The sequence below is a fragment of the Methylobacterium sp. 17Sr1-1 genome (genome assembly GCF_003173775.1).
Taxonomy (GTDB): Bacteria; Pseudomonadota; Alphaproteobacteria; order Rhizobiales; family Beijerinckiaceae; genus Methylobacterium.
In genome coordinates, this window is record NZ_CP029552.1 from 1,628,613 (window position 1) to 1,653,636 (window position 25,024).

Here is a 25,024-nt window from a genome sequence, read left to right on the forward strand (position 1 = left end):
CGCCCACCCAGAGACCCGCCAAGCTTCGCAGATCTGGCAACAAATATAGTGCGGTAGAGTATCCAGATCGGTGCGACATCACGGATTCGGCTGATAGGGATAGGCCGGATTCGTTCTCATAATGTCAGAAACAGGACAGACACGGCCCTGACGCACCGTTAGACCAAGGGCGGCCTCGCTCCGGATGCGAGGATGCGCGTTGCATCAGTACCGCGGATTTCTCGCCACTTCCGGGCACCACCGCCCTCCGTCCAGGTTCCACGGCGGGCCCCCGATTTTCCGGAGACGACGACGTTGAATGCGCCGGACGAGTCGCAGTCCCCCGAGACCGGTCCTTTCGAAGGCAACCTCCTGCTCGAAGCCCTGGATACGGGCGACCGTACCCTGCTGGCACCGTATCTCGAACGCGGGCAGCGGACCCGCGGCACGGTGCTGTTCCGCGCCGGCGAGGACGTGTCGCACGTCACCTTTCCGCTGAACCAGACCACCGTGACCCTGGTCTCGCGGATGCGCGACGGGCGGATGGTCGAGACCGCGACGGTGGGGCACGAGGGCGCGGTCGGTGGCGTGGTCAGCCACGGCTACCTGCCGGCCTTCAGCGAGGCGGTCGTGCAAGTCACGGGCGAGGTGCTGCGCCTCGACGCCGAGCAGCTGACCCGAGCCCGGGCGGCCTCCCCGACCCTGCGCGACCTGTTCGTCCGCTACGCCGACTGCCTGCTCGCCCAGGTGCTGCAATCGGTGGCCTGCAACGCCGTCCACCCGATCGAGGAGCGCTGCCTGCGCTGGCTCCTGACCTTCCAGGACCGGCTCGGCACCCCGGTCCTGCCGGTGACCCAGGAGATCCTCGCCGAGATGCTCGGCGTGCGCCGCACCTACCTCACGGGCGTGCTCGGGGCGCTGCAGCGCCGCGGCCTGATCGCGGTGCGCCGCGGCCAGATCACCATCCTGGACCGGGCCCAGGCCGAGCACGCGTCCTGCGAGTGCTACGGCAAGGTCCGGAGCCATTACCGCTCCGTGCTCGGAGCGGTCTATGCCGAGGGCGGCGGCTTCATGGCGGTCGATCCGACGCAGCGGCACGAGTGACCGGGTTCAGGTGACCGGGCTCAGGCTAAGAGTTCAAGCCAAGAGTTCAAGCCAAGAGCTTGAGCCCCAGGATTCCGGCCACGATCAGACCGATGCAGGCGAGCCGCGCCGCCGTGGCGGGCTCGCCGAACAGCGCGATGCCGAGGAGCGCCGTACCGACGGTGCCGATGCCGGTCCAGACCGCGTAGGCGGTGCCGACCGGCAGCGTGCGCAGGGCCGTCCCGAGCAGGACGACACTCGCCACCATGCTCAGCCCGGTGAGGAGCGAGGGCAGCGGGCGGGTGAAGCCGTCGGTGTATTTGAGGCCGATCGCCCAGCCGATCTCGAACAGGCCGGCGACGAGCAGAAGAATCCAGGCCAAGGAGAGCCCCCGGTCACGGGCAGGGCCGTCCCTGCGGATGATGATCTCCCTCGCGGAGGGGCGGCCGGGTCGTCCCGGCCCCCCAGGAAATGGATTCCGTTCGGCTCGCGGCAACCGGCCGGGGATGGCGCACGCGGCCGGCTGCAACGCTGCCATGCGGCGCTCGCGGTTTGACAGGATGCCAAGCCTCCGCGACCATCCATATCACGGACAGAACGTCCACCATATGGACATCGGGAGGATGCCATGAGTGCCGACCCCTCGGCGCAGGACCCCGCCGCCGGGCTCGACGCCGCCACCTTGCGGCGCATGCCCTACCAGAAGCCGCAGCCGGCCGAGATCCGGCCCGACCTCGTGGTGGCGCCGGCCATCCCCGAGGACGACCGGATCTGGGTGCAGCAGGCCGACAGCGTGTGGTTCCGGCCGCTCTGCCTGAACGCCTCGGCCGGCTACTGGATGAACCTGCTCAAGGTGCGCAAGGCCGGCATCCTCAGCCGCCACCGCCATCCCGGCCCGGTCCACGCCTTCGTGCTCAAGGGCAGCTGGCGCTACCTCGAGCACGACTGGGTCGCGAGCGAGGGCGCCTACGCCTTCGAGCCGCCGGGCGAGACCCACACCCTGGTCGTCGACGAGGGTGTCGAGGAGATGATCACCTACTTCCAGGTCAACGGCTGCATGTACTACGTCGATCCCTGGGGCCGGCATACCGGCTACGAGGACGTGTTCACCAAGATCGACATGTGCCGGGCGCATTACGAGGCGGTCGGCCTGGGGGCGGATTACGTCGACCAGTTCATCCGCTGAGGCGGATTTCGTCTCCAGCTTCTACCGATCGGCGCGACGGGATTAATGCGCTCTTCGTCATTCCGGGTCCGCGAAGCGGAACCCGGAGCGACGCGGTGGGTGTCGGCTTCGTCGTCAAGATCTAACAAACGCCCTGCCAAGCAAGAACGGGAGGACCGGCACGCGATGTCGTCCGGCACAGCAACGACCACCAGGTCACTCACCCAATCCCTCGCCAAATCCCCGCGCCTGCGCCGCATCCAGTGGATCGCTGTCGCCTTCCTGACCGCGGCGGGGATCATCAACTACGTCGACCGCTCGGCGCTCTCGATCGCCAACACGGCGATCCGCGACGAGATGGCGCTCTCCCCCGCCCAGATGGGCTGGCTGCTCTCGGCCTTCTCGCTGGCCTACGCGTTCTCGCAATTGCCGGTCGGCGCGCTGCTCGACCGGATCGGCTCGCGGATCATGCTCGGCGCCGGCATGTTCTTCTGGTCGCTGGCCCAGCTCGTCTCCGGCTTCGTCGCCAATTTCCAGCAATTCGTGGTCGCCCGCGCGGTGCTGGGCCTCGGCGAGGCGCCGCAATTTCCCGCCGGCGCCAAGACGGTGAGCGAGTGGTTCTCGTTGCGCGAGCGCGGCACGCCGACCGGCATCTTCGTCGCCTCGTCCTGCATCGGGCCCTGCATCGCCCCACCGCTCCTCACCGCGATGATGCTGGGGCTCGGCTGGCGCTGGATGTTCGTCGTCACCGGCCTCGTCGGCATCGTCGTCGCGGTCGGCTGGTATCTCGTCTACCGCAACCGCGCCGAGGTGGCGCTGTCGCGGGACGAGGTCGCCCATCTCGACGAGGGCGCGAACCCTGAGCCGCCGGCCCGGCGCATGACCTTCTCGGAGTGGCGCGGGCTGTTCGCCCACGCCACCACCTGGGGCATGATCCTCGGCTTCATGGGCGTCATCTACATGGTCTGGCTCTACCTGACCTGGCTGCCCTCCTACCTGGAGCACGAGCGGGGGCTGAGCGTCGCCCGCACCGGCTGGGTGGTGGCGATCCCCTACGTGTTCGGTACGCTCGGCATGCTCTGCGCCGGCCAGGCCGCCGACCGGCTGCTCGCCCGGGGCGCCGGCATCGTCGCCAGCCGCAAGTGGCCGGTCTGCGTCGGACTCCTCGGCGGCGGCGCCTTCACGGTGCCGGCGGCCTACACCCCGAGCGTGACGCTGGCGGTGGTCTACATCTGCCTGGCGATGTTCTTCATCAACATGGCGAGCGGTGCCGCCTGGATGATGGTGAGCGTCGCGGTGCCGAAGCGCCAGGTCGCCTCGCTCGGGAGCATCCAGAACTTCGGCGGCTACTTCGCCGGTTCGTTCGCACCGGTGATCACCGGCTACATCGTCCAGGGCACCGGCTCCTACGTCAACGCGCTGCTCGCCGCCGCCGCGGTCGCGGTGCTGGCGGCGGTCGCCTACATCGTCCTGGTGCGCAAGCCGCTCGAAGGCAGCGAGAACCTGATCCTCACGGAGCGCACGGCATGACCTTCATTCCCGATCTCCTCGCCGGGCGCACCGCCCTCGTCACCGGCGCCACCTCCGGCATCGGCGCCGGCATCGCCGAGGCGCTGGCCCGGCTCGGCGCCCGGGTGCACGCGGCCGGGATCGGTGCCGCCGCCTGCGCGATCCCCGACGGCCTCGCGCTCACCGCCCACGGGTTCACTGCCAACGAGTTCACTGCCCACGAGCTCGACGTCACCGACGGGGCGGCCGTCGCCGCCCTCGTCGCATCGTGCGACCGGCTCGACATCGTGGTCAATTGCGCCGGCATCATCCGGCGCGGCGACGAGCACCGGCCGGAGGTGTTCGAGGAGGTGCTGGCGGTGAACCTCACCGGCACGATGCGGGTCTGCGCCGCCGCGCGCGGCAAGCTGGCGGAGACCGGCGGCAGCATCGTCAACACCGCCTCGATGCTGTCGTTCTTCGGCGGCGGCCTGGTACCGGCCTACAGCGCCAGCAAGGGCGGCGTGGCGCAGCTGACGAAGTCGCTCGCCATCGCGTACGCGACCGATGGGATTCGCGTGAACGCGGTGGCGCCGGGCTGGATCGCCACGCCGCTGACGCGGGCGCTCCAGGACGACCCGGCCCGGGCGGGGCCGATCCTCGCGCGCACGCCGCTCGGCCGCTGGGGTACGCCGTCCGACGTGGCCGAAGCGGTGACCTTCCTGGTGAGCCCCGCCGCCGCCTTCATGACGGGGGTGGTGCTGCCGGTCGATGGCGGCTACCTCATCACTTAGAGCGCGTCACGATCGCGCTGCAATCGCGAAGCGCTCTAAGTCTTTGTTTTGCCGCATACCTTCGACGAACCGGTGTCCACTTCGTCGGAAAATGCTCTGAGGTCAACCGGAGAGGACCGGCCCCGCATGGAGTCCGACGACGCCCGCGCGACCCTGCGCCCCGACGTCCCGGGCACCGCCGCCTTCGGCAAGTTCATGCGGGTGCTGCAGGCGGTGGCGGACGCGCCCGACGACGCCACGGTCGCCCGGCTCGCGCAGGGACTGCGGCTGCCCCGGCCGACGGTGCACCGCATCGTCGCCGCCCTGGCGGCGGAGGGCCTCGTGACCGACGAGGACGGGGTCCTGCATCTCGGGCCCCGCCTCGTCAGCCTGGCCTTCCGCTCCTTCGACGGCTCGCTCCTGCGTCAGGCGGCGCGGGAGCCGCTGCGGCACCTGCGCGACGACCTCGACGAGACCGTGCACCTCGCGGTGCCGGATCACGGCGAGATGGTCTACATCGACAAGCTCGAGAGCCACCGCACCGTGCGCATGGCCTCGCGCATCGGCACGCGGGTGGCGCTGCACACCAGCGCCGTCGGCAAGGCCTGGCTCGCGACCCTGCCCGAGCCCGAGCTGACCGCCCTCCTCGCCCGGCTGGCCCTGCCGGCGCGCACGCCCCACAGCCTCACCGACCGTGACGCCCTGCACCGCGCGATCGTCGAGACCCGGGAGCGCGGCCACTCCCTCGACCTGCAGGAGAACGAGCTCGACATCTGCTGCTACGGCATGGCCCTGCGCGGCGCTCACGACCGGGTGCTCGGCTGCATCAGCGTCAGCCTGCCGCGCTACCGCTTCGAGGCGGTGGGCGCCGAGACGGTGCTCACGGCGATGCGGGCCTGCGCCGACGGCGTGGCGCGGGTCGCGGGCGCGCGTTGATCACCCGCGGATCGCGCGGTTCCGCCGCGCGGCAAGGGTTGTGCACGAGCCTGTCGCGCTGTGCTACAGCCACGCCCGCGCGGTCGCGAGACCGCCGGGAGTCGCGGGACGAGAGGGCGACGGACGCACAGTGACTGACCGCCGCGAATCCGACCGCATCGACGCCGAGATCGGCCGCTCCGCCCCGAGCCACGATCCGTTCGCCGCCGCCGTGCGCGCGACGCGGATGCCGATGCTGATCACCGATCCGCATCGGCCCGACAACCCGATCATCTTCGCCAACGCCGCCTTCACCAAGCTCACCGGCTACACCCGCGACGAGATCCTGGGGCAGAACTGCCGCTTCCTGCAAGGTCCGGAGACCGACCGCGCCGACGTCGCCAAGATCCGCGACGCGGTCGAGCGCCGCGTCGCGATCGAGATCGACCTTCTCAACCACAAGAAGAACGGCGAACGGTTCTGGAACCGGCTGCTGATCTCGCCGGTCTTCGACGAGAATGGCGAGCTGACCTACTTCTTCGCCTCCCAGTTCGACGTCACGCTGGAGCGCGAGCGCCTGCGCGACCTCGGCGAGGCCCTGCGCCGGCGCGAGCAGATGCTCGACGCCCTGGTGCGCTCGTCGTCCGAGGTGCGCTACCGGATCAGCGCCGACTGGAGCCGGCTGTATCACTTGTCCGGCGGCAACTTCCTGGCCGACACGACTTCAGCCAGTTCCGACTGGATCGAGAGCTACATCCCGCCGGAGGACCGCGGCGCCTTGCGGGCCGAGATCGAGCGGGCGATCCGCACCAAGACCTCCTACAGCCTGGAGCACCGGGTCTACCTCGCCGACGGCTCGGTCGGCTGGGCCTCGTCGCGGGCGGTGCCGGTGCTCGACGAGGAGGGCCGGATCACCGAGTGGTACGGCGCCGCCACCGACATCAGCGAGCGCAAGGAGGCCGAGGCCGCCTCGCGCGACCTCACCCTGTCGCTCGGCCGGCAGGTGGCCGACCGCACGGCCGAGATGCGCCTCTACGGCGACATTATCCAGTCGAGCGCCGCCCCGATCTGCGCCTTCGACACCGGGTACCGGCTGATCGCCTTCAACCAGGCCCACAGCGACGAGTTCTACCGGATCTTCGGCCATCGCGTGCAGGTCGGCGAGGTGTTCCCCGACCTCTTTCCGCCGGACCAGGGCGCGGTGATGCGCGGGTTCATGGAACGGGCGCTGGCCGGCGAGTGCTACACGGTGACCGAGGAATTCGGCGATCCCGACCTCGCCAAGCCCGCCTGGGAGGTCACCTACTCGCCCCTGCGCGACGGCGAGGGCCGGGTGATCGGCGCCTTCCACCACGCCAAGGACATCTCCGACCGGCTGCGGGCCGAGGCCGAGCTCACCGCGACGCAGGAAGCCCTGCGCCAGTCGCAGAAGATGGAGGCGGTGGGCCAGCTCACCGGGGGTCTCGCCCACGACTTCAACAACCTGCTCGCCGGCATCTCGGGCTCGCTGGAGCTGATGCAGACGCGGCTCGCGCAGGGCCGCTTCCAGGACGTCGAGCGCTACATGGCGGCGGCGCAAGGGGCGGCGAAGCGCGCCGCCGCGCTGACCCACCGGCTGCTGGCCTTCTCCCGCCGCCAGACCCTCGATCCGCGGCCGACGAACGTCGACCGGCTGGCGCGGGGCATGCACGAGCTGATCCAGCGCACGGTCGGGCCCGGCATCACCCTCGAAGTCGTCGCATCGCCCGAGGCCTGGCCGGCCCTGGTCGACCCGTCCCAGCTCGAGAACGCGCTCCTCAACCTCTGCCTCAACGCCCGCGACGCGATGCCCGACGGCGGGCGCATCACGGTCGAGACCGCCAACCGGACGATGGATGCCCGGACCGCCCGTCGGCACGACATGCCGGCGGGCGAGTACGTGCGCCTGCGCGTGACCGATACCGGGACCGGCATGAGCCCGGAGGTGATCGCCCGGGTGTTCGAGCCGTTCTTCACCACGAAGCCGATCGGCGAGGGCACGGGCCTCGGCCTCTCGATGATCTACGGCTTCGCGCAGCAATCGGGCGGGCAGGTGCGCATCGCCTCGAAGCCCGGCGAGGGCACGACCGTCAGCCTCTATCTGCCGCGCCACGCCGGCGCGGTGCCCGGCGAGGACGAGACCGGGACGGCGCTGCCGCTGGCGCGCTCGACGCGAGGCGAGACCGTGCTGGTGGTCGACGACGAGCCGACCGTGCGGATGCTCGTCACCGACATCCTGGAGGACCTCGGCTACACCGCGATCGAGGCCGGCGACAGCGCGGCGGGGCTCAAGGTGCTGCGCTCCGACGTGCGGATCGACCTGCTCGTCACCGATATCGGCCTGCCCGGCGGCATGAACGGCCGCCAGATGGCGGAAGCCGCCCGCGAGACCCGGCCCGACCTCAAGGTGCTGCTGATCACCGGCTACGCCGAGACCGCGATCCTCGGCAACGGCACCCTCGGGCCCGGGATGGCGGTGCTGACCAAGCCCTTCTCGATCGAGACGATGGCCGCGAGGATCCGGTCGATCATCGAGGCCGGGCGGGAGCAGGAGCGGCGGTCCTAAGCAGACTTGCGTCGGCGAGCCAACGCTTCGTCCGCTCAGGTTCTTGATGTGTCGCAGATTTTCGTCGCAAAACCGGTCACCACTTTTGTGAAGTCTGCTTAGGCCTCACGCCGCCCGCACCGTCGCGAGGAAGCGCCGCACCTCGGCGGTGAGGCTCTCGGACTGGCGCGACAGGGCGGAGGCCGAGTCGAGCACGATCGCCGCCGCGGCCCCGGTCTCCTCCGCGGCGCCGGCCACGCCGGCGATGTTGTCCGTCACCGCGCCGGTGCCGGAGGCCGCCCGGGTGACGTTGCGGACGATCTCCTGCGTCGCGGCGCCCTGCTCCTCCACCGCCGCGGCGATCGAGGTGGCGACGCCCGAGATCTCGCGGATGCGCCCGGCGATGGCGTCGATCGCCCCCACCGCCTGCTCGGTCGAGCCCTGGATGCGGCCGATCTGACTCGTGATCTCCTCGGTGGCCCTGGCGGTCTGGCCGGCGAGCTCCTTGACCTCGGCGGCCACCACCGCGAAGCCCCGCCCTGCCGCACCCGCCCTCGCCGCCTCGATCGTGGCGTTGAGCGCGAGCAGGTTGGTCTGCCCGGCGATCGACGAGATCAGGCCGACGACGTCGCCGATCCGGGCGACCGCGCGGCTCAGTTCCTGGACCAGGGTGCCGGTCCGGTCGGCCTCGGTCACCGCGGCGCGGGCCAGCGCGGCCGAGCCGTCGACCTGGCGGCCGATCTCGCCCACCGAGGCGCCGAGTTCCTCCGCCGCGGCCGCGACCGTGCCGACATTGCCCGCCGCCGCCTCGGCGGCGCTCGCCGCGCCCGCCGACCTTTCGGCGGTCTCCCCGGCCGTGGCGGTCATGGTCCGGGCGGTCGCCTGGAGCTCGGCGGCGGAGGCCGCGACCTCGCCGACGATGCCGCCGACCGCCCGCTCGAAGGCATCGGCCATCTGGCGCATGCCGGCGCGGCGCTGCTCCTCGGTCGAGGCCCGCGCCAGGGCGGCCTCCTCCTCCAGGGCGTGGGCGCGGATGAGGCCGTCCTTGAACACCTGGACCGCACCGGCCATCCGGCCGATCTCGTCGCGCCGCTCCGTGCCCTCCACCGCCACGGTGGTGTCGCCGGCCGCCAACCGCTCCATGGTGCGCGCCATCGCGACGACCGGGCCGGCGACGCCGCGCTGCAGGATCAGCCAGGCGAGGACGAGCGCCACCGCGCCCGCGCCTAAGGCGACGGCGACGGTGGTGACCCGGGCCGCCTCGCCCGCCGCCGCGGCGGTCTCGCCGCCCCGGCGCATCATCGCCTCGGCGCCGGTCGCGATCTCGCCGAGGCCCTGGCGGGCGGCGGCGAGCGCGGGATCGATCTGCTCGCGGCCGACCCGCAGGGCCTGGTCCTGCTGGCTGCCGAAGGTCTTGGTGATCAGGTCGTCGGTCGCCCCGAAGGCCTGGTTGAACCGGGCCAGGACCTGGTCGGCGCCCGCCCCCGCCGCGGGCATCAGGGCCTTCAGCCGGTCGAGCCGGCCCGGCAGGTCCGCGGCGATCGCCTTGGTCTCCTTCTCGAGGGCATCGATCTCGGTCATCGAGCTCTCGGAGACGATGCGGTTCACCACCGCCCCGTAGCGCGTCAGCGCGATCTCGACCTCGGACGCCGCCCGGGCGGCCGCGACCTCGCGGCCGAGCACGTCCTGGTAGGTCTGCGCGATGAGGCTCATCCGCGACAGGGCGAAGCCGCACAGGGCCGCCAGGATGATCAGCAGCAGGCCGACCGGGATCGCCGCCTTGGCGAGGATCCGCATGTTGTCGAGGGGCGAACGAGGCACGAAGCCGCTCCGTGAGGCCAATTCCGTCGAAGCTTAGCCGCGCCCGATTGACGTAGGATTAATGTCTTTTCATGTCGCCCGCCCTCGCCCGCAACAATGCGGATGCGATGCCGGCCGGATGCCGAGACGCCGCCGGCTCGGGATCGGTCTCGGCCGGCGGCGCAGGACGGCGCGGTCTGTCCTCACCGTCGCGGCGGTGTCAGGCCTCGCGGTCGGCCAGGCGCAGCGACCAGATCAGGGTCCCGGCCTCGTCGACCAGCCACAGGGCGTTCACCTGCTCGTCGGCCGGCGTCGTCTCCCGGGCATTGGCGAGGCGCACCGCCTCCTGCCGGTCCGCGGCCGTGACGACCTCGTCGATCAGTGGGGGCTCGATCTCCCCGTTCGGGGCGCGCACCGCCCCGCGCAGTCGGTATGCCGGCATCCGCCCCTCGCTCCTCGGTCGCGTCCCATCCAGTTGCCCGCAAGCCTGAGGGCCGGGCCGCACAGGTTCTCGGGCGGGAACGGGTTTCATCAAGGACCGGGACGGATGCGGCGCATCGGCGCTCCCCGGTCGAGGACCGGCACCCCGGAGCGCACAGGTCGTGCGATCGCGGTCAGCCGGTGCGCCGGGCGGTCCAGCGCCCCGTGCAGGGGCTGATCCCGGCGAGGCTCCAGCGCCCGCTGCCGGCGGAGCCGCGCAAGGTGCCGGTGACCGCGACGCTGGCGAGCCCGCTGCGGATCGTGCCGGTGATGCGGCCGTCGGCGCCGGCCCGGCCGGAGGCATCGACATCGTTGCCCCCGGTATCGTCCACGACGCCGTCGCGGATCACGATCGGGTAGCGGTACGGCCCGGTGCAGGAGCCGGTCTCGGCGGTGGCGACGACCGACCAGGCACCGTCGAAGCGGTTGGCCGCGGGCGCGGCGAGGGCCGGGGCGGCGAGGCCGAGAAGCAAGGCGAGAAGCGGGGCCCGTGCGAGGACCGGGCGAGGGAACGGTGTCATGGTCTCCTCTGGGGGCTGATCTCCTCCGGCCCGGGCAGCGCTTCGGCCGGACCGCGGACTATCGGCGGAATGGCTCGTCGACGGAGCCGGGCACGGACGGGGGAAGGTGCCGTGCCCGGCTCGCGACCGTCCCGGACGCCTCGGGGGATAGCGCCGGAACGATGCGTGACGCCCTCTCGGGCGAATGGGGGTGACGCCCTCTCGGGCGGACGGGGACGATGCCCTGCCGGACGGATCGGGGCCTCGCCGGTCAGGCGGCACCGGACGGAGCCGCGAGAGTCCGGTCAAGGTCGTTCCGGTCAAGGTCCTGCCCGAGCCGGTCGCGGGCCCGGCTGACGCGGCTCTTCACGGTGCCGGCCGGGCAGCCGATGACGTCGGCGGCGGCCTCGTAGGACAGCCCCTCGACGGCGACCAGCAGCAGCGCCTCGCGCTGCGCCGGGTCGAGCCGGTCGAGGGCGCCCTGCACGTCGCGTAAGGAAGCCCGGTGCTCCTGCTCGGCGGCGCTCGACAGGGCGGCGGCGTGGACCCCGTCGGGATCCGCCACTTCGAGGCGGTACTTGCGGCGCCCGTTGAAGAAGCCGTTGCGCAGGATCGCGAACAGCCAGGCCGACAGGCTGGAGCCGGGGGCGAACTGGCGCCGGTGCTCCCAGGCCTTGAGCAGGGTGTGCTGCACGAGGTCGTCGGCATCGGCGCCGTGATGGGTCAGGGACAGGGCGTAGCGGCGCAGGCGCGGCACCGCGCCGAGCAGCCCGGCCCTGAACGCCGCCGGGACCTCGGCCTGCGCCTCCGCCGCGTCGAGGGCCCGCGTCAGGCGCGCAAGAACCTGGCCGAGGGCCGAGCCGGCCTCGAGCGCGACGGCCTCGGGATAGTACTCCTGTAAGAGCCCGCCGAGATGCGACGGGATCAGGGCGGCGGCGGTCTCCGTCACGGCGACCGGTTCTGGCGGCGCGTCGTCTGTTCGCACGGAAAGGGGCCCGTAAACGCTACTCATATCGGACTAGACCAGTCGGCCGGTACGGGTGCATCCCGTGGGGCAGCGCACCGGATCGGCCCTGGTCCGACTTATTTCTGATCGCCGCCAATTACGTCAATGATACGAATCTACCGGTGAATCCTGCTCTCCGGAGGGAACCCGTTAGCGCGCGATCCGTTTGTGGTCCATTGCCCGAGGGGCAAGGGACAGAAGGGATCGACCGAGCCGTGACCGCAGGCGTCGACAGGCATGAACTCCGGCAGATCATCGCCGGCCTCAGCGAGGGCGTGATCCTGGTCGAGCCCGACCAGACCATCGCCTACGCCAACGAGGCCGCGCTGGCGATGCACGGCGCCGAGAGCCTGGACGAGATCGGCCCGACGATCGACGCCTACCGGGCCCGCTTCGCCCTGCGCTACCGCAACAACCGCGCGCCGGAGAACTACCCGATCGAGCGCGTCGTCGCCGGCGAGCGCTTCCACGACGTGGTGGTCGAGGTGACGCGCACCGACAAGCCGGAGGTCGGCTTCGTGCATTCCCTGCGCAGCCTCGTCGCCACCGACCGCGAGGGCAAGCCGAGCTGCCTGGCGCTGATCCTCAAGGACGTGTCGGACCAGTTCGAGGCCGAGGAGCGCTTCGAGCGCACCTTCAACGCCAACCCGGCGCCCGCCGTGATCACGCGGCTCTCCGACCTGCGCCACGTCAAGGTCAATGCCGGCTTCCTGGAGATGACCGGCTACACCCGCGACGCCGTGATCGGCCGCAGCGTCTACGAGGTCGACGTGCTCGCCAATGCCCGCAACCGCGACCTCGCGGTGTCGCGGCTCAACGAGGGCGGCACGATCCCCCAGATGGAGGCGCGCCTGGAACTGCCCGACGGCGGCGGCCGCTTCGTCATCGTCGCCGGCCAGCCGATGGAGATGGGCGACGAGCCCTGCATGCTGTTCACCTTCGCCGACCTGGAGCTGCGCCGGAAGGCCGAGACGGCGCTCCGCCAGAGCGAGGAGCGCTTCGCCAAGGCGTTCCGCCTCACGCCGGTCCCGACGCTGCTCGCCCGCGCCGCGGATTTCCAGGTCACCAGCATCAACGAGGCCTTCGGCCGGGTCTTCGGCTTCGGCGAGGACCGGGTGGTCGGCCGCGCGCCGGCGGAGTTCGGGCTGTGGGTCTCCGACGAGCAGCGCGCGCGCTTCGAGGGCGTGCTCCTGCGCACCGGCTACGTGCTCGGGCTGGAGGTGTGCCTGCGCCACGAGAACGGCGCCGACCTCGACTGCCTGATCTCGGCCGAGCGGGTGACCATCGGCGACGCCGAGTTCGTGCTGATGGTCCTGCAGGACATCACCGAGCGCAAGCACACCGAGCGCGAATTGTTCGACGCGATCGAGACGGTGATGGCCGACACCTCCTGGTTCAGCCGCGGGCTGATCGAGAAGCTCGCCAACCTGCGCCGGCCGGGTCGCGAGGTGCCGGGCGAGGCGGTGCCCGACCTGACGCTCCGGGAGCGGCAGATCCTGAACCTGATCTGCAGCGGGCTCGACGACGACGGCATCGCCCGCAAGCTCGGCCTGTCGCGCAACACCGTGCGCAACCACGGTGCCGCACTCTACCGCAAGCTCGGCGTGCACCGCCGCACGGAGGTGATCCTGTGGGGCCGCGAGCACGGTTTCCCGCTCCAGGCATCCGGTAGCTGAAGTTCATTCTACCGGTATTTTCTTACCATTGAAGCGGCGCGACGCAGTCACATCTGCAAGCCGGTCTGAGTCTTCTCACATCCGACGAGGTGCTCATGACCAGGCGCGCGCCCACGACTTCCACCGAGCAGGTCAAGGGCTCGGTGAAGGAGGCCATCGGCAAGCTCACCGGCGACGTCCGGGTCGAGACCGAGGGCCGGCGTCAGAAGGGCGATGCCGATTCTCCGCAGGGTGCCGGCAAGCGCCCTCCGGGGACCGGACCTCGCGAGGACTGACGACGACCGTCATCCGGCGCCCCGTGCGGGGCGCCGCCCTTTCCCAACCCCCATCAAGGAGAACTCCCATGGTCGATACCAATCGCATCACCGGCGCCGCCAAGGACCTCGGCGGCAAGATCCAGAGCGCCGTCGGCGATCTGACCGGCTCGCACCGCGACTCGGCGGAAGGCCGCTTCCGCGAGGCGCAGGGCGCGGCGGAGAACGTCTACGGCCAGGCCAAGGACACCGCGCGTCACGCCGCCGGCAAGGCTCAGGATTTTGCCGGCGAGGCCGCCGGCAGGGCGCAGGACTATGCCGGCCGCGCCGGCGACCGGGCCCAGGATTTCGCCGACGAAGCGCAGGACTATGCGCAGGACGCCTACGAGCGCGGCAGCCGCTCCCTGCGCCACGGCGCCCGGCAGGTCAGCCACCAGGTCGCCGAGTACCCGCTCGCCTCGCTGGTGATCGCCGGCATGGTCGGCTTCGGCCTCGGCCTCCTCGTCAGCGCCAACCGCGACTGATCCCGCAGAACGACCGCATCGCGAGCGGCGGCCCCTTGAAGCCGCCCTCGCCCGATGCCTGAACGACCCGGAGCAACGACGTGACCATCCAGACCCCCGTTTCCCCCCTCTCGACCGCGGCGCAGGCCGATACCCGCGCGGTCCTGCTCAACCAGGTCTCCTGGGGCGCCATCTTCGCCGGCGCCGTCACCGCCCTGGTGACGCAGGTGATCCTCAACCTCGTCGGCGTCGGCATCGGCCTGTCCTCGGTCGGCGTGAACGCCACCGACAACCCGGCCGCCTCGACCGTCTCGATGGGCGCGGGCCTGTGGTTCGTGGTCTCGGGCATCGTCGCCTCGCTCGCCGGCGGCGCCATCGCGGGCCGGCTCTCCGGCAAGCCGCTGCCGGGCGCGGCCGCCCTGCACGGCCTGGTCTCCTGGGCGGTGACGACGCTCGTGGTCATCTACCTCATCACCTCGGCGGCGAGCGGCCTCGTCGGCGGCACCCTGAGCACGGTCTCGGGCGCGCTCGGCGGCGCCGGCAACCTCGTCGGCGGCACGGTGCAGACCGCAGCCCAGGCCGCGGCCCCCTCGCTGTCGAAGGTCCAGAACCCGCTCGAGGGCATCGAGGACAAGGTGCGCCAGCAGGCCGCCGGGCAGGACCCGCAGGCCGCCCGTGACGCCGCCGTGGCCGCCGTGCGCGCCGTGCTGACCGGCGACGCCGCCCAGAAGGAGCAGGCCAAGACCCGCGCCGCCGACGCCCTGGCCAAGGCCCAGAACATCTCGCCCGACCAGGCCAAGGCCCAGATCGACGACTACCAGAAGCAGTACGAGCAGGCGGTCGCCACCGCCAAGCAGAAGGCCGAGGCCGCGGCGGTCGCCGCCAAGTCGGCCGCGACGCAGGGCGCCTTCTACGCCGCGATCGCGCTGCTGCTCGGCGCCGCCGCCGCCTTCTTCGGCGGCCGCCTCGGCGCCCCGAAGCTGGTCGGCGCCTACGACACCACCCGCCGCGTCTGAGGCAAGAGACCGGCTCCCGCCCCGGCGGGAGCCGTCCACCCCCGAAACCCACCTCGAACCGAAGGAGAGATTCCGATGAGCAGCACCACCGACAAGCTCAAGGGCCTGGCCAACGAGGCCGTCGGCAACGTCAAGCAGGGCGTCGGCAAGGTCACCGGCAACGACCACCTCGTCGCCGAAGGCAAGGCCCAGGAACTGAAGGGCGAGGCCCAGCGCACGGTCGGGGAGGCCAAGGACGGCATCAAGACCGTCGCCGACCATCTCACCGGCCGCAAGTAAGGCCTCCATCCCGGCGGCGGGATCGTCCCGCCGCTTCATCCAGTCCGAGACTCAGGAGGACAGCATGAACCGCGATGAGTTGCGTGGCGCGTCCCGTCACCTGAAGGGCCGCGTCCAGACCGCCCTCGGCGGCCTCCGGGGCGATCCGGCCCAGCAGGTCCGCGGCGCCGCCAACCAGGTGGCCGGCGGGGCGCAATACGCCTATGGCCGCGCCCGCGACCGGGCCGAGGATCTCGCCGAGGACGGCCGCCACCTCGCCCACACGGCCCGCGAGCACGCCGAGGATGTCGCCGACGCCGCCCGCGAGCGGGCGGAAGACTTCGCCCACACGGCCCGCAAGCGCGCCGACCGGGCGCTGGCGGACGGACGCCACGTCGCCCGCGAGGCGCGCCGCCGCGGCGACGTTTACGGCCGGCGGGCCCTGGCCTATGCCGACGGGCACCGCACCAACACCGTGCTCGGCATCGCCGCCCTCGCCTTCGCGGCGGGTTGGCTGATCCGCCGCAAGCGCTAAACCCAAGCCCTCGTTCGCCGAAGCGGTGGCCGCTTCGGCGAACGGCGCACAATGAGATGAATCGTCGCGGCTTGTCCGGATCGGGAATAATTATTTCAGGATCTTTTCCCGCTGGCAAACGTTTATTCAGTCATAGTCTATGTATCAGAAGGGAATCCAGCCATGCTGCGCAAGATCTTCATGCTGTTCGTCCTGCCGAAGCTGATCGCGCGCTTCAACCGCCGCGGCGCGACGCCCCGGCACGGCCGGACGTACTGATCCGGTCGCCACCCGGCGAGCGACAGCCGCCGCCCGGGCCCCGCGCACCGGTGTCGAAAAAAATGGCCGCCGTTCCCCGGGGATGGCGGCCTTCTCGCGTGAGCGAGGAGCGAACCCGAGCGCTCCTCCGGCGGTTGTGACGGCATGACAGCTCCCGCCCTGACCCCCGCCCGCCCTCTCCCGCCCGCCGCCGGCCTGGCCCTCGCGGGAGCCGCCCTTCTGGGCGCCGGCGCGGTCGAGAACGGGCGCCGGGCCCGCGCGGCCGAGCGGGCGACGCCGCCGGTCGGGCGCTTCGTCGAGGTCGGCGGCACGCGGCTGCACGTGCTGGAGCGCGGGCGCGGGCCGGCCCTCGTGCTGCTGCACGGCAACGGCAGCCTGATCCAGGACTGGCTCGTCAGCGGTCTCGTCGACGCGGCGGCGCGGTCGCACCGGGTGATCGCGGTCGACCGGCCCGGCTTCGGCTACAGCGAGCGGCCGCGCAGCCGGATCTGGACGCCGATGATGCAGGCCGGGCTGATCCGCGGCGCCCTGCACAGCCTCGGGGTCGGGGAGGCGACGGTGCTCGGCCATTCCTGGGGAGCGCAGGTGGCCATCGCGCTGGCGCTCCAGGATCCGGCCCGGGTGCGGGCCCTTGTCCTCGAATCCGGCTACTACTTCCCATCGCCGCGGATCGACGGCCTGCTCTTCGCAGCCCAAGGCCTGCCCGGCCTCGGCGACCTTCTCACCCACACCGTCGCTCCGGTGGCGAGCCGCCTGCTCTGGCCGCGCATCCTGTCGCGGCTGTTCGGGCCGAGCCCGGTGCCCGGGCGCTTCTCCCGCGACTTCCCGGTCGAGATGGTCTTGCGCCCCTCGCAGCTGCGCAGCGCGGCCGCCGAATCGGCGCTGATGGTGCCGGACGCCTTCGCGCTCCGGCCGCATTACGGGGACCTGCGGATGCCGGTGACGATCCTGTCCGGCACCGGCGATCGCCTGCTCTCCCATGCCGGTCAGGCGGTGGCGCTCCATCACCGGATTCCCGGCAGCCGCCTCGTCGCGGTGGAGGGCGCCGGCCACATGCTGCACCAGATCGCCCCCGACCGGGTGCTCGCGGCCGTCGCCGGCGCCTGAGGACGGCGCTTGACCCGACATGTGACGCGGCGGCAAGTCGCGGACGGCTCCGGTCTCGGCTAGGAGGAGAACGATCTCCGTCGGCCTCGCGCCGGCGGCTCCCTCCTGCTGTGCGGACTCTTGCGACGTGACGATCCTGAAACGCGCGCGGCGCCTCGCCGAGACGGGGCGCCAGTGGTTCGTGCCGCCCCCGGGCCCGGTCGCCTGGGGCCGGCTCTACAATTGCGGCGTCCTCGTCGCCCTCAACCCGGAGGCGGAGGCCGACGGCGTCGAGCTCGCCCTCGCGCGGAGCGGCGAGCGCGAGCACGCGCTGCCGGTCGAGCGCCGCTTCACCGAGAACGGCACCACCTACCTCCACGCCGCCCTCGATCCGGCGCTGCTGGCCGCACCGGGCACCTTGCGGCTGACGGTGACCGAGCCGGGCCGGGCCGACCAGCAGCGGATCGCGGTCGGGCCGGGGCGCCACACGCTCCACCTCGACGGCATCGTCGGCGGCGTGATCGACGGCTGGGTCTCGTCGCTCTCCGCCGAGCCGCTTCCCGCATTGCACCTCGTGGTCGACGGGCTGGAGGGCGAGCCGGTCCGGCCCGGGATCTACCGGCCGGAGCTGCGCTTCGGCGGCCGCGAGGGCGGCTGGAACGGCTTTCGCCTGGCGCTCCCGGCCTGGGCCCTCGACGGGCAGCCGCACACGATCGCCGTGCGGGCCGGCGACACCGTGGCGGGCTTAGGCGCCTACGCGCCGCGGCTGCGCTCGAGCCTCTATGTCGAGGCGCCGAGCCGCGTCACCGGCTGGGTGTTCGACGAGGCCGGGCCCGACCGGCCGAGCACCGTGCGGGCGGTGCGCGACGGCGAGGACGTGGCGCGGGTCGAGACCCACGGGCGGTCCGACCTCAAGGAACTGTTCGGCCGCCACTCGGCCGCCTTCGCCTTCCCGCCCGGCGCGCTGAAAGCCGGCACCGACCTCGCGGTCGGCCCCGTCGGCGCGGGCGAGGTGATCGGCCACCTGCGCGGCACGCTCGAGCTCGCCCGGGCCGAGGCGCGGGCGCTGCTGCTGCCGAACGCGCCGGCGACCACGCTCGCGGAGCGCCGGCGCTTACGCGACCGCCTCGTGGCGGCGGTGCGGCCCGGCGGCGGGGCGCAGCTCGTCCTCGCCGCGCCGGCCGTGCCCGAGGTGCTGCCGGAGAGCGGCCGCACGCCGCCCCCGGCCTGCGCGATCGTGCCGGTCTACAATGGTCTGTCCGACCTGAAGGCCTGCCTCGCCTCGCTCCTGCCGCAGCTGTCGCCCGGGCGGATGCGGGCGCTCGTGATCGACGACGCCTCGCCCGACCCAGCCGTGACGCGCTATCTCGACGACCTCGCGGCCGAGCAACATCCGGGCCTGACGGTCCTGCGCAACCGCGAGAATCTCGGCTTCATCGGCACGGTGAATGGCGGGCTCGCGCTCCTGGAGCCGGGCGAGGATTGCATCCTCGTCAACGCCGACACGGTGCTGGCGCCCCGCGCGCTGGAGAAGCTGGCGCAGGCCTGCCACCGCGGCCCGGGCATCGCCAGCGCTACCCCGCTCTCGAACAACGCCACCATCCTGGGCTTCCCGGGCATGCCGGAGGCGCAGGGGCCACTCCTCGGCCTTCCGCCCGCGGCGATCGATGCCGCCCTGGAGGCGGCGGCAAGCGTGCCGGTCCAGATCCCGACCGGAATCGGCTTCTGCCTCTACATGAACCGGCAGGCGCTCGACGAGGTCGGGGGCTTCTCGCCCGAATGGGGCCGGGGCTATTGCGAGGAGGTCGACTGGTGCCTCACGGCCCGCGACCTCGGCTGGATCCACGTCGCCGCCACCGACACCTATGTCGAGCACGAGGGCTCGGTGTCGTTCGGCAAGGGGGAGCGGCTGGCGATCCTGGAGCGCAACCACGCCCGGCTCGTCGCCCTCTATCCGGAATACCAGGACGAGGTCGACGCCTTCCTCGCCGCCGACCCGCTCCGCCCCTTGCGGCTCTCGGTGTTCGGGACCCTGCTCGCCGCACAGGTCCGGCGGCTGACCCTGCATATCGGTCACGGCTTCGGCGGCGGCGCGACGCGCTACGTCGACCAGATCCGCGGGCTCGCCCGGGCGAAGGACCACGCGATCGGCCATCTCGCTCCCGCCGGCAAGCGCCTCTCCCTCGAGGTCGCGGGCGCCGAGGTGACCCTGCCGCCCGACGACCTGTTCGCCCTGTTCGAAGTGCTGGAGGGGGCGGGCGTCGCGATCGACCTCCATCTCAACGCCCGCTTCGGCTACGATTCCGCCTTCCTCGACCGTCTGCTCTCGGGCCGCTGGCCCTACGCGGTCACGCTGCACGACTACCAGTGGTACTGCCCGAAGGTGCACCTCGTCGACGGGCGCAACTTCTACTGCGAGGAGCCGCCGGCCGACATCTGCCGCCACTGCACCGTGGGGGGCGTCCCGTACGACTACGCCGACCAGAACGCCCTGATGGGCGGCGGGCTCGACGGTTGGCTGGCGACGAACGAGCGCATCCTGCGCGGGGCCCGGCACCTGGTGGCGCCCTCCCGCGACACCGCCGAGCGCTACACCCGCCGCCTCGGCCTGTCGCCGATCGCGGTGGTGCCGCATCCGGACGCGGCGGAGCCCCGCCCCGCGCGGCCGGCCCGGGCGCGCACCGGCGCGGTGCGGGTCGCCCTCGTCGGCGGCATCGGTGCCCACAAGGGGTTCGAGCTGGTGGTGGCGCTCGCCGAGCGCGCGGCGCGGGAGCGGCGGCCGATCGCCTTCACGGTGATCGGCAGCGTCTCCGACCGCGACCGGGTCGCGCGCGTTCCCAACCTCACGGTGACGGGGCCTTACGACCCGAAGGACCTGCCGCAACTCCTGGCCGAGGCCGATCCGGACTACGTGTTCCTGTCGAGCGTCTGGCCCGAGACCTATTCCTACGTCCTGTCGGAGGTCTGGGCCGCGGGCTACCCGGTCGTCGCCTTCGACGTCGGCGCCCCGGCGGAGCGCATCCGGGCCGAGGGCGGCGGGATCCTGCTGCCGTTCAGCCGCGACACCGCGCTCGTGCTCGACGCCCTGGTGGCCGCCCGCGGCCAGCTGGCGGGGGTCGCGATCCCGGCCCTGCCGGCCGTGGCGCCGAGCTTGGCTGCCTACGAGGCGGCGATGGCGGCGGGCGGAACGGGCGTCGGGGCAGTAGGTGTCGGGGCCGAGGGCTCGGGTGTCTGAGAACTGAAACCCTCCGCGTCATCCCGGGCCGCGCAGCGGAACCCGGGATGACGCGGAGGGTTGCGAGTCGGTCGGCCGACTCGAACAGTCTCTCAAGCGCTCAGGCGCTTCACCGGATAGGCGTCGGCGGCCACGAGGGCGCGGGCCATGGCGTCGTTCTCCGCGTCGAGGATCGCCTGGGCGATGCGGCTGACGAGGTCGCAGCTCGCCGCATCGAGGGCGGCGTCGTTCCCGGCCCGCGCGGCGGCGGCGAGGGCCGAGCCCTCCTGCATCACGATGGTGCGGGCGATGCGGACCGCGTCCGCGACGGCTTCGTAGGGGCGAGGCATCGGCAACTCCACGGATCGGCCAGCGCCGCAGGCACCGGAGGCCGCCGCGAGGACCGCCCTACGTTTGCCGCTGGGTCATCGAAACCGCGCAAGGCGGAAAACTGTTCCGGGGGTGCGGCGACCCGCGCCGTCGGGCGCGGGTCGCGAAGGTCATGGACGGCCCGGTCACGGGTGGCTCATGGCCGCCAGGGTGGTGGCGTCGCTGCCGATGTCGTCGGGGCCGGTCATGCCGAGCAGCTCGACCAGCCGGCCGCGCGCCCGGCTGACCCGGCTCTTGATCGTGCCGACGGCGACGCCGCAGATCTCGGCCGCCTCCTCGTAGGTGAAGTTCTGGGCTCCCACCAGCACCAGCGCCTCGCGCTGGTTGGCCGGCAGGGTGCTCAGCGCCGCCTGGAACGCCGAGAGCTCGACCCGCGCCTCCTGGTCCGGCAGGGCCGTCAGGCGGCCCGCCATCACCCCGTCGGCATCCTCGACCTCGCGCCGGCGCTTGCGCTGCTCGGAGTAGAACAGGTTGCGCAGGATGGTGAACAACCAGGCGTAAAGGTTGGTGCCGGGAGTGAAGCTGTCGGCCTTGGTCCAGGCCCGCACCAGGGTCTCCTGCACGAGGTCGTCGCTGCGGTCGAGGTCGCGGGTCAGCGAGAACGCGAAGGCGCGCAGAGCCGGGATCGACCCGAGCAGCAGCGCCCGCATCTCGGGATCGACGGGCGACATCATGGGTGATTTGGCGGAGTTCATCGCGCGTCCTCCTGCCCGGTCTCCTCGACCGAGGCCTCGGCCGGAGGTCCGGCCGCAGGCGGGATGCCCCCGTCGAGCCCGGCGATGAGCGCCGCGAAGCGCTCCGGCACCGGAGCGCTCAGGAGGTCGGCGTAGTGGGCGCGCAGGGCCCGGCCGAGCCGGCGCCGCGTGATCGCGTCGAGCTCGCCCTTGCCCTGCTCGTGTCCGCGTCCCGGCCGTCCCCGGGAGCGCGGCTCCGGTCCGGCCGGAGCGTCGGTATCGGTCTCGTCGTCGCGCATCGCCGCCTTCAGCCTCGCGGCTGCCGGGGCCGGGTCACGGGAGGCGGGATGCCTGCCGTGGACCGCGACGCGCCGATCGAGAGCCGCCTCGTGCTTCGTTCGGCGCCGCAATAAAGCCGTGGATTTTAATGCGATCTGAAAACGATATTCAGGGAACTTTAATCCGAGCTTGGCGGTGTAGATCAAGCTTGTCTATAAGACATCAAGACGTTCAAGCCAGGCAGGACTGCGGCGAGACGGCCCGGACCTGTGCGCCGGGGGACCGCGAGGCGGTCTGCGCTCCGGCGAAGGGCCGTCCTCGGGGAGGACCCCGTACCGCGCGAGACAGCCGTGAACAGAGTGCCGCAGGCCCCCAGGGTGCCGCAAGCCTCGACGTGCATCCCCGCACAAGTGTGACCTGGCCGCGCTTGTCCGGCGGCGCGGGGCACCTACCCTAGGGCCTTCAGATTCTCAGCGGGGATGACACCTTGAACCCGACGTCGCTTCGTGCGCCCGCCGCCACCGCGGCCTTCCTGGCGCTCCTGACCCTGACCTCCCTGGCGGCGACGCCGGCCCTCGCCCAGCGGGACGACCAGGGCCTGCAGATGAACTGCGCTGGCGACTACTTCAAGCTCTGCGCCGGGGCCGATCCGGACAGCCCGGAGGTGGAGCGCTGCTTCGCGCGCAACCGCGCCCGGCTCTCGCCCCAGTGCCGGGCGGCGATCACCGCCTACGACCGCAAGACCGGCGGGGCCAGAAGCTCCGACGAGCAGTAGGCGCGACGGGGGACGCGACGGCGTCCCCCCGCCGCTCAGCAGACTTGCGTTGGCCGGCCAACGCTTCGTCCGCTGAGCTTCTTGTTGTGTCGCAGATTTTCGTCGCAAAACCGGCGCCCACTTTTGCGAAATCTGCTTAGAACCCCCGGTCGAGCCGCAGGATGCGGCAGGGATCGCCGGCCCGGGCCGCCGGCGCGTGGGGCGCGCGAATCAGCAGCGCCTCGGAGCGGGCGAGCACCGAGAGCATCGAGGAATCCTGGCGCTCGGCCGGGTGGACCACCGGCAGCCGGTCCGGCGCGGTGTCGAGGGCGGCGCGCATGTAGTCCTGGCGCCCGTCATTGGCCGGCAGGTCGCGCCCGAGCACGCCCGGCTCGCTGCGGTCGGCCCCGGCCTCCGGGTCGCCGAGGAGCGCGCGGATCAGCGGGTGGACGAAGAGCAGCCCGCACACCACCGACGAGACCGGGTTGCCGGGGAGCCCCAGCACCGCCATCGCGCCGAGGCGGCCATGCATCAGCGGCTTGCCGGGCCGGAGCGCCACGCGCCAGAACCCGAGATCGAGCCCCTGGCGACCGAGCGCCGACTGGACGAGGTCGTGGTCGCCGACCGAGGCGCCGCCCAGCGTGACGAGGAGGTCGGCCTCGGCGTCGCGGGCGCGGGCGATCGCCGCCTCCAGGTCGGGGAAGGTGTCGCCGGCGATGCCGAGATCGATCGCCTCCGCCCCGGCGGCCTCCGCCATCGCGGCGAGCGCGAGGCCGTTCGAGGCGACGATCTGGTCCCATTCCGCCGGCTCGCCCGGCCGCACCAGCTCGTCGCCGGTGGCGAGCACCGCGACGCGGGGCCGGCGTCGGACGCGCAAGGTCGGGTGCCCGCCCGCGGCGGCGAGCGCGACGCGCCAGCCGTCGAGGCGCTCGCCGGCGCAGAGCAGCCGGTCGCCCTCGCGAAAATCGAGCCCGGCGCCGCGGATGTGGCGCCCCGCCGGGTTGCCGGCGCGGGCCAGCACCGTGGCGCCTTCCACGTCGGTGTCCTCCTGGATCACCACCGTGTCGGCGCCCTCGGGCAACGGCGCGCCGGTGAAGATGCGGATCGCCTCGCCCTCGCCCACCGGGCCGCGGGCGCCGTGGCCGGCGGCGCTGGTGGCGGTGACGGCGAGACGCACCGGCGCCTCGGGCGAGGCCCCGGCGACGTCGGCGGCGCGCACGGCGTAGCCGTCCATCGCCGAGGTCGCGAAGGGCGGCTGGGTGCGCAGGGCCCGCACGTCCTCGGCGAGCGTGCGGCCGGCCGCGGCCGTGATCGCGACGGTCTCGGCCTCGACCGGGCGGGCATCGGCGAGGATGCGCGCCAGCGCCTCGGCGACGGGAAGGAGCGGGCTCACGCGCCGGCCTCGCGGCCGGAGGAAGCCTCCCACACGCCCGAGCGGCCGCCGCTCTTGTGCAGGAGCCGGATGCCCTCGACGCGCATGCCCCGGTCGGCGGCCTTGACCATGTCGTAGACCGTCAGGCACGCCACCGACACGGCGGTCAGCGCCTCCATCTCGACGCCGGTCGGGCCCTGCACCCGCACCTCCGCGGTGACGCGGATGCCCGGCAGGGCCTCGTCGGGCTCGCATTCCACCCGGACCTTGGTCAGCAACAGCGGGTGGCAGAGCGGGATCAGCTCGTGGGTGCGCTTGGCCGCCATGATGCCGGCGAGCCGCGCGGTGCCGAGCACGTCGCCCTTCTTGGCGTCGCCCTCGCGGATCAGCCGCAGGGTCTCGGGGTTCATCACCACCAGGCCCTCGGCGCGGGCGGCGCGGTCGGTCGCGGCCTTGTCGGTGACGTCGACCATGTTGGCGGCGCCGGCGGCGTCGAGATGGGTCAGGGTCGGCATGGCCTGGCTCCGGAAGAACGTCCCCGCGCTTAGCACGCCGGCCGCCGGCCCCGCCACGGCCTCAGGCGTCCAGCGCCGCCGCCTCGGCCGCGTCGAACACCCGGGAGCGCAGGAGGAAGCGCTGCCCGGACCCGTTCTCCAGCGAGAACATCCCGCCGCGGCCCGGCACCACGTCGATGATGAGCTGGGTGTGCCGCCAGGCCGCGTATTGCGGGCCGCTGATGAAGAAGTCGGCCCCGCCGATCGCGCCGAGATGCACGTCGCCATCGCCGAGCGCGAAGTCGCCGACGGCGAAGCACATCGGCGCCGAACCGTCGCAGCAGCCGCCGGATTGGTGGAACAGGATCGCGCCGTGCTCGCGGCGCAGGCGCGCGATCAGGTCGAGGGCCGCCGGGGTGGCGACGACGCGGGGCGGGGGAGCGGGCATGGGGGGCCTTGGCATGAGGAAGCGCGAGAAGGACATGGTGCGGGCATTCTCCTCTCCCCGC

The 25,024-nt window shown here is 72.4% G+C and carries 26 protein-coding genes; 15 read left to right on the forward strand and 11 right to left on the reverse strand.

The window, feature by feature from the left end; all coding sequences use genetic code 11:
• The first annotated feature begins 294 nt into the window (after positions 1-294).
• Positions 295-1,083 (forward strand): Crp/Fnr family transcriptional regulator, encoded by a 789-nt coding sequence (locus DK412_RS07280; RefSeq protein ID WP_245447463.1) that lies wholly within the window; start codon positions 295-297, stop codon positions 1,081-1,083.
• Positions 1,084-1,129: 46 nt separating this feature from the next.
• Here DK412_RS07280 and sugE read toward each other — a convergent pair whose 3' ends face one another.
• Entirely contained in the window at positions 1,130-1,444 is a 315-nt protein-coding gene (sugE, locus tag DK412_RS07285; protein WP_109971407.1) for a quaternary ammonium compound efflux SMR transporter SugE, read from the reverse strand.
• A 246-nt stretch (positions 1,445-1,690) separates the two neighbouring features.
• Here sugE and DK412_RS07290 point away from each other — a divergent pair, with 246 nt between their 5' ends.
• The 5 genes from DK412_RS07290 to DK412_RS07310 all read left to right on the forward strand — a co-directional run bounded on the left by DK412_RS07290 (position 1,691) and on the right by DK412_RS07310 (position 7,987).
• Positions 1,691-2,248 (forward strand): 2,4'-dihydroxyacetophenone dioxygenase family protein, encoded by a 558-nt coding sequence (locus tag DK412_RS07290; protein ID WP_109971408.1) that lies wholly within the window; start codon positions 1,691-1,693, stop codon positions 2,246-2,248.
• A gap of 165 nt (positions 2,249-2,413) precedes the next feature.
• A complete protein-coding gene (locus DK412_RS07295) occupies positions 2,414-3,757 on the forward strand; it encodes an MFS transporter (RefSeq protein ID WP_109971409.1) in 1,344 nt (447 codons plus the stop codon).
• The gene (locus DK412_RS07300) at positions 3,754-4,509 is read left to right on the forward strand and encodes an SDR family oxidoreductase (protein WP_109971410.1); all 756 of its coding nucleotides are present in this window, start codon (positions 3,754-3,756) and stop codon (positions 4,507-4,509) included. Before DK412_RS07295 ends, DK412_RS07300 begins: the two co-directional genes overlap by 4 nt.
• 126 nt (positions 4,510-4,635) lie before the next feature.
• Positions 4,636-5,424, forward strand: coding sequence for an IclR family transcriptional regulator (locus tag DK412_RS07305; RefSeq protein ID WP_109971411.1), 789 nt, complete (start codon positions 4,636-4,638; stop codon positions 5,422-5,424).
• 130 nt (positions 5,425-5,554) lie between these two features.
• Positions 5,555-7,987, forward strand: coding sequence for a PAS domain S-box protein (locus DK412_RS07310; protein WP_109971412.1), 2,433 nt, complete (start codon positions 5,555-5,557; stop codon positions 7,985-7,987).
• 105 nt (positions 7,988-8,092) lie between these two features.
• Here the strand turns inward: DK412_RS07310 and DK412_RS07315 are convergent, their stop codons facing one another.
• The 4 genes from DK412_RS07315 to DK412_RS07330 form a co-directional block, all read right to left on the reverse strand.
• Entirely contained in the window at positions 8,093-9,763 is a 1,671-nt protein-coding gene (locus DK412_RS07315; protein WP_109971413.1) for a HAMP domain-containing methyl-accepting chemotaxis protein, read from the reverse strand.
• A gap of 223 nt (positions 9,764-9,986) precedes the next feature.
• Complete coding sequence (locus DK412_RS07320; RefSeq protein WP_109971414.1) at positions 9,987-10,208, reverse strand: hypothetical protein; 222 nt, start codon at positions 10,206-10,208, stop codon at positions 9,987-9,989.
• Positions 10,209-10,380: 172 nt separating this feature from the next.
• Positions 10,381-10,767, reverse strand: coding sequence for a hypothetical protein (locus tag DK412_RS07325; RefSeq protein ID WP_109971415.1), 387 nt, complete (start codon positions 10,765-10,767; stop codon positions 10,381-10,383).
• Positions 10,768-11,017: 250 nt separating this feature from the next.
• On the reverse strand, positions 11,018-11,695 hold the full coding sequence (locus tag DK412_RS07330; RefSeq protein WP_245447464.1) for a sigma-70 family RNA polymerase sigma factor: 678 nt from the start codon (positions 11,693-11,695) through the stop codon (positions 11,018-11,020).
• A gap of 272 nt (positions 11,696-11,967) precedes the next feature.
• Here DK412_RS07330 and DK412_RS07335 point away from each other — a divergent pair, with 272 nt between their 5' ends.
• From DK412_RS07335 to DK412_RS07370, 8 genes are all read left to right on the forward strand, one after another.
• The gene (locus DK412_RS07335) at positions 11,968-13,428 is read left to right on the forward strand and encodes a PAS domain S-box protein (protein ID WP_109971417.1); all 1,461 of its coding nucleotides are present in this window, start codon (positions 11,968-11,970) and stop codon (positions 13,426-13,428) included.
• A gap of 95 nt (positions 13,429-13,523) precedes the next feature.
• Entirely contained in the window at positions 13,524-13,703 is a 180-nt protein-coding gene (locus DK412_RS07340) for a CsbD family protein (protein WP_109971418.1), read from the forward strand.
• Between the two features lie 68 nt (positions 13,704-13,771).
• Positions 13,772-14,206, forward strand: a complete 435-nt coding sequence (locus DK412_RS07345; RefSeq protein WP_109971419.1) for a CsbD family protein — start codon at positions 13,772-13,774, stop codon at positions 14,204-14,206.
• An 80-nt stretch (positions 14,207-14,286) separates the two neighbouring features.
• Positions 14,287-15,201 carry a PhnA-like protein gene (locus DK412_RS07350; protein ID WP_109971420.1) on the forward strand — a complete coding sequence of 305 codons (915 nt, stop codon included), beginning with the start codon at positions 14,287-14,289 and terminating at the stop codon, positions 15,199-15,201.
• Between the two features lie 75 nt (positions 15,202-15,276).
• Positions 15,277-15,480, forward strand: a complete 204-nt coding sequence (locus DK412_RS07355) for a CsbD family protein (protein WP_093570344.1) — start codon at positions 15,277-15,279, stop codon at positions 15,478-15,480.
• Positions 15,481-15,544: 64 nt separating this feature from the next.
• Positions 15,545-15,994, forward strand: coding sequence for a CsbD family protein (locus tag DK412_RS07360; RefSeq protein WP_109971421.1), 450 nt, complete (start codon positions 15,545-15,547; stop codon positions 15,992-15,994).
• A 402-nt stretch (positions 15,995-16,396) separates the two neighbouring features.
• On the forward strand, positions 16,397-17,359 hold the full coding sequence (locus DK412_RS07365; RefSeq protein WP_109971422.1) for an alpha/beta hydrolase: 963 nt from the start codon (positions 16,397-16,399) through the stop codon (positions 17,357-17,359).
• A gap of 127 nt (positions 17,360-17,486) precedes the next feature.
• The gene (locus DK412_RS07370) at positions 17,487-20,573 is read left to right on the forward strand and encodes a glycosyltransferase (RefSeq protein WP_109971423.1); all 3,087 of its coding nucleotides are present in this window, start codon (positions 17,487-17,489) and stop codon (positions 20,571-20,573) included.
• Positions 20,574-20,665: 92 nt separating this feature from the next.
• On the opposite strand, the gene DK412_RS07375 is transcribed toward DK412_RS07370, so the two are convergent.
• The 3 genes from DK412_RS07375 to DK412_RS07385 all read right to left on the reverse strand — a co-directional run bounded on the left by DK412_RS07375 (position 20,666) and on the right by DK412_RS07385 (position 21,915).
• Positions 20,666-20,902 (reverse strand): hypothetical protein, encoded by a 237-nt coding sequence (locus DK412_RS07375; RefSeq protein WP_109971424.1) that lies wholly within the window; start codon positions 20,900-20,902, stop codon positions 20,666-20,668.
• 165 nt (positions 20,903-21,067) lie between these two features.
• The gene (locus DK412_RS07380; protein WP_245447465.1) at positions 21,068-21,637 is read right to left on the reverse strand and encodes a sigma-70 family RNA polymerase sigma factor; all 570 of its coding nucleotides are present in this window, start codon (positions 21,635-21,637) and stop codon (positions 21,068-21,070) included.
• Positions 21,634-21,915 carry a NepR family anti-sigma factor gene (locus DK412_RS07385; protein ID WP_109971425.1) on the reverse strand — a complete coding sequence of 94 codons (282 nt, stop codon included), beginning with the start codon at positions 21,913-21,915 and terminating at the stop codon, positions 21,634-21,636. Before DK412_RS07385 ends, DK412_RS07380 begins: the two co-directional genes overlap by 4 nt.
• A 512-nt stretch (positions 21,916-22,427) precedes the next feature.
• Here DK412_RS07385 and DK412_RS07390 point away from each other — a divergent pair.
• Entirely contained in the window at positions 22,428-22,670 is a 243-nt protein-coding gene (locus DK412_RS07390) for a hypothetical protein (RefSeq protein WP_245447714.1), read from the forward strand.
• A 136-nt stretch (positions 22,671-22,806) separates the two neighbouring features.
• Here DK412_RS07390 and glp read toward each other — a convergent pair whose 3' ends face one another.
• The 3 genes from glp to DK412_RS07405 form a co-directional block, all read right to left on the reverse strand.
• A complete protein-coding gene (glp, locus tag DK412_RS07395) occupies positions 22,807-24,042 on the reverse strand; it encodes a gephyrin-like molybdotransferase Glp (protein ID WP_109971427.1) in 1,236 nt (411 codons plus the stop codon).
• Complete coding sequence (gene moaC / locus DK412_RS07400; protein ID WP_109971428.1) at positions 24,039-24,536, reverse strand: cyclic pyranopterin monophosphate synthase MoaC; 498 nt, start codon at positions 24,534-24,536, stop codon at positions 24,039-24,041. The genes glp and moaC overlap by 4 nt, the downstream gene beginning before the upstream one ends.
• Positions 24,537-24,597: 61 nt before the next feature.
• Entirely contained in the window at positions 24,598-24,963 is a 366-nt protein-coding gene (locus DK412_RS07405) for a DUF779 domain-containing protein (protein WP_109975117.1), read from the reverse strand.
• Positions 24,964-25,024 lie beyond the last annotated feature (61 nt).

What these genes read in the sequence shown, in the direction of transcription:
- DK412_RS07345 (WP_109971419.1), top strand. Translation starts at nt 13,772, where the DNA reads ATGGTCGATACCAATCGCATCACCGGCGCCGCCAAGGACCTCGGCGGC.
- DK412_RS07380 (WP_245447465.1), bottom strand. Translation starts at nt 21,637, where the DNA reads ATGAACTCCGCCAAATCACCCATGATGTCGCCCGTCGATCCCGAGATG.
- DK412_RS07305 (WP_109971411.1), top strand. Translation starts at nt 4,636, where the DNA reads ATGGAGTCCGACGACGCCCGCGCGACCCTGCGCCCCGACGTCCCGGGC.
- DK412_RS07385 (WP_109971425.1), bottom strand. Translation starts at nt 21,915, where the DNA reads ATGCGCGACGACGAGACCGATACCGACGCTCCGGCCGGACCGGAGCCG.
- DK412_RS07325 (WP_109971415.1), bottom strand. Translation starts at nt 10,767, where the DNA reads ATGACACCGTTCCCTCGCCCGGTCCTCGCACGGGCCCCGCTTCTCGCC.
- DK412_RS07300 (WP_109971410.1), top strand. Translation starts at nt 3,754, where the DNA reads ATGACCTTCATTCCCGATCTCCTCGCCGGGCGCACCGCCCTCGTCACC.
- DK412_RS07295 (WP_109971409.1), top strand. Translation starts at nt 2,414, where the DNA reads ATGTCGTCCGGCACAGCAACGACCACCAGGTCACTCACCCAATCCCTC.
- DK412_RS07375 (WP_109971424.1), bottom strand. Translation starts at nt 20,902, where the DNA reads ATGCCTCGCCCCTACGAAGCCGTCGCGGACGCGGTCCGCATCGCCCGC.
- DK412_RS07355 (WP_093570344.1), top strand. Translation starts at nt 15,277, where the DNA reads ATGAGCAGCACCACCGACAAGCTCAAGGGCCTGGCCAACGAGGCCGTC.
- DK412_RS07360 (WP_109971421.1), top strand. Translation starts at nt 15,545, where the DNA reads ATGAACCGCGATGAGTTGCGTGGCGCGTCCCGTCACCTGAAGGGCCGC.
- DK412_RS07340 (WP_109971418.1), top strand. Translation starts at nt 13,524, where the DNA reads ATGACCAGGCGCGCGCCCACGACTTCCACCGAGCAGGTCAAGGGCTCG.
- moaC (WP_109971428.1), bottom strand. Translation starts at nt 24,536, where the DNA reads ATGCCGACCCTGACCCATCTCGACGCCGCCGGCGCCGCCAACATGGTC.
- DK412_RS07315 (WP_109971413.1), bottom strand. Translation starts at nt 9,763, where the DNA reads ATGCGGATCCTCGCCAAGGCGGCGATCCCGGTCGGCCTGCTGCTGATC.
- DK412_RS07405 (WP_109975117.1), bottom strand. Translation starts at nt 24,963, where the DNA reads ATGCCCGCTCCCCCGCCCCGCGTCGTCGCCACCCCGGCGGCCCTCGAC.
- DK412_RS07320 (WP_109971414.1), bottom strand. Translation starts at nt 10,208, where the DNA reads ATGCCGGCATACCGACTGCGCGGGGCGGTGCGCGCCCCGAACGGGGAG.
- DK412_RS07365 (WP_109971422.1), top strand. Translation starts at nt 16,397, where the DNA reads ATGACAGCTCCCGCCCTGACCCCCGCCCGCCCTCTCCCGCCCGCCGCC.
- DK412_RS07290 (WP_109971408.1), top strand. Translation starts at nt 1,691, where the DNA reads ATGAGTGCCGACCCCTCGGCGCAGGACCCCGCCGCCGGGCTCGACGCC.